We start from the raw sequence: 2836 nt of genomic DNA, 5'->3' as shown, positions 1-2836 counted from the left end.
ACGTAAAATTACTGTACCTAATAACTAACGCAAAGAGGTCAATTATCATGAACACTCAACATCATATTATCATGCATTCACTACTTGCTGTGTTTCTAATCGCTGGATTATCAGCATTCACAAACGATTCTGAAAGCAGCGAATTATCAGATTTCCTTTTCGTTGTAAATACAACAAATGATCAAATCCTCTTAAATTGTAAAAAAGGATGTGCCTGGACCGAACTTTCATTTAGCGCAAAGACTAATGGAAACTATCAGGCAGTCGATCAATTTGGAATGACAACCACAGAAACAAGCAAGATTGTCGAAGACAGTTCTGATCTTTCTGAATTTCTTTTCAAAATTCAAAAAACTAATAACGGTATAAGTCTCTTAGGACTAGAAGGAAGCGCATGGACAGAACTTAGTTTCAGCTGCTATGCTTATAATTGTGGGCAAGCGGTCGATCAGTACGGTATGACAAACATCGATTCAAACTAATGTTTTACGTATAACAAGCGTTTCAACCGTATAGCGGCCCCTGCTTTTTTCTAATTCTCGGCTCGAGAGAATGCTTCCGCATTCTCTGTATTCCGCGACGCCGCTAACGGTTAAACGCGAGACCGTTATTTACTTTAATAAAAAGCAATGAAAGTCTCGCCAGAAGAAATTTTTGTTAGGAGATATGATGAAGTCCGGGCAGGTCTACGTATAACTGATGATTTTGATGTCGTTGAGTTAGCAGCAACACTTAGAAAGTTACTAATAGATGGGAAAGCACTTATAGATAGAGCAAATCAAAAATATGGTTTAAAGATTAGATTTACAGTAAATAATTTGAAAGGTGGTTCAAAATTACCAAACAAGCCTGATTTTCAATTTTATGCTGATGGAATTAATCCTGCAAAAATCAAAAAGTCGTCGGGTATTAAATCACTAAAACTTAAAAAATTTTTAAAACTAGAAATTGCAGAAACTAAGGATGATAAATTTAATATATCTGAAATCATTAAATATTTAGCGAATAAGAAAGGAGGCATACACTATGATGAAAACCTTGACAAACGTGAATCGCTGATTGCTGACACATTTGATAATTTAAATATATTAGGGTTTTCAGCATTTACATTAGGAGTTCGTGCTATTTCTGAGGTTGTATTAGACAGTCTCGCGCCGTTGTATAATGAAATCGTAAAAATTCCAGATTCTATTCCACTCATTGCTAACTTTACACTTGGAAAATGTCAAACAGTACAATTTTCCAATAAACAAGCTTTACATTCAGAGGATTTCAATATTGAAATTGATCCTGCCTTTGGTTGGGGTTCAATATTAAAGATTTCAAAAAAACCTACATCAGGTAAGCATACAATATTTAAAGCAAGCAATGATTCAAATCTACCAGAACTTGAAATTTATATAAATGATAATGGTGATTTGTGTTCTTCTTTTACTGCAAAAGATAAAGTCACACTAATTACACGTGCAGTCAACTTTTCTAAATCAAAGATTTTTGATTCATTTTTTTTCTTTTTAACAGAGATATGTATAGATGGTGATGAGATAAATTTATACATGTATATAAACAACGAACTAGTAGAACACAAAAGCTCAATAGTTAAAATTATTGATAAATTTTTTAAGTACACAATAATTGGCGGCAATACACATGAACACGATGATGTGGATTTTTCATTAAGAGAAATTGTAATGTCCAGTAAATGTTTAACTGAATCAGAAAGATCCGAGCTTGCTAATTATTTTTGGCTTAAATGGAAAAACTAACAAGGATAGGTAAATAACCAGTGTTTCCTGCGGACCGGTTCCGGTTACTTGCTTAACTTTTGAGTTGGTTGCCCGGCCGCAGAAACACCAGACCGTTATATTGCATCGCTAGCTAACTGATCTCATTCTTTAAATAAATGAAACTCAATATTTTTATCATCATAACACTCATTTTTATCAGCTGTCAGGGTGTAAATGACACTGAAAATGAGACCATTGAATCTGCCTTGCTTGGAGAATGGTTGGTAATTGAGGAACGTGATCCGAATTATCCTTCGCCTATTAACAGTTACAGAGGCTGGAGTTTAAAATCGGATGGTACGATGTACACTCTTGGACTGGATGGTCAAACTGGGTTAGTTGAGTATTATAACCCGGGAAGCACAAGATCAACTAAAATTCTTTTTGCAAGAAATGGAAAAATGTTGGTTAGACACAGTTCATTGGCTATCAGAGAAGACACTGTCTCCTACAATATTATTGGTGATAAATTAAATATCGAAGGAAGAGTTCTCCAAGGTTCTTATAATAGAACTTCTATTGGAAGTGGAGTTACTTCCCCACCAGCAGCTGAGTTTTTTATTGAGTTTGATGATGCGGAGTTTAAAAACAGGCCGGTGGGTATCGTTGTTCCAACTGCCTATATAAGTAAAATGTCCGATTCAAGATTAATGATAAGATCCTACTTAAGTGAAGACAATCACAGCATTTCCGTAATTGTTGATAATTATCAAGGTTCAGGAACCTATAGCATAGATGAGGATCAAGGGAAATATTTTTATAACAGTGGGAGTATGACCAGTAGTTGGATTACCAGGTATGATTCTTCTGGTACAGTCACGATAGATTGTGATATGAATCATGCCCGATGTTCAGGGGAACTTTCATTTGATGCATTTAGGCCGACCTCCTCAACGGAACCGGAATTCATGAAATCTTTTAACAGTGGAACCTTCGATCTTCCAGTTTTTGACTAAATCTGTTTACAATATAACAAAGCATTTCGTGCGGACGGTTTCACGTTTGTTGCTTAAATACATAATTCGTCGCCCCGCCGCACAAATGCCAAA

Annotated in this window: 3 protein-coding genes; all 3 read left to right on the top strand. The window is 35.3% G+C overall.

What is annotated here, in order from left to right; genetic code table 11:
* On the top strand, positions 1–482 hold a 482-nt coding region (locus DYD21_RS20725), incomplete at its 5' end, for a hypothetical protein (RefSeq protein WP_209388460.1).
* 147 nt (positions 483–629) lie between these two features.
* On the top strand, positions 630–1766 hold the full coding sequence (locus tag DYD21_RS20720) for a hypothetical protein (protein WP_116038930.1): 1137 nt from the start codon (positions 630–632) through the stop codon (positions 1764–1766).
* Between the two features lie 137 nt (positions 1767–1903).
* The gene (locus tag DYD21_RS20715; RefSeq protein WP_116038929.1) at positions 1904–2743 is read left to right on the top strand and encodes a hypothetical protein; all 840 of its coding nucleotides are present in this window, start codon (positions 1904–1906) and stop codon (positions 2741–2743) included.
* Positions 2744–2836 lie beyond the last annotated feature (93 nt).

The sequence above is a fragment of the Rhodohalobacter sp. SW132 genome (genome assembly GCF_003390325.1).
In the GTDB taxonomy this organism is placed as follows: domain Bacteria; phylum Bacteroidota; class Rhodothermia; order Balneolales; family Balneolaceae; genus SW132.
Note: the sequence above shows the minus strand (reverse complement) of the source record. Positions and strands in the feature narration are given on the sequence as shown.

Excerpts from the sequence above, each read along its gene's own strand:
- DYD21_RS20720 (WP_116038930.1), top strand. The coding sequence starts at position 630 with ATGAAAGTCTCGCCAGAAGAAATTTTTGTTAGGAGATATGATGAAGTC.
- DYD21_RS20715 (WP_116038929.1), top strand. The coding sequence starts at position 1,904 with ATGAAACTCAATATTTTTATCATCATAACACTCATTTTTATCAGCTGT.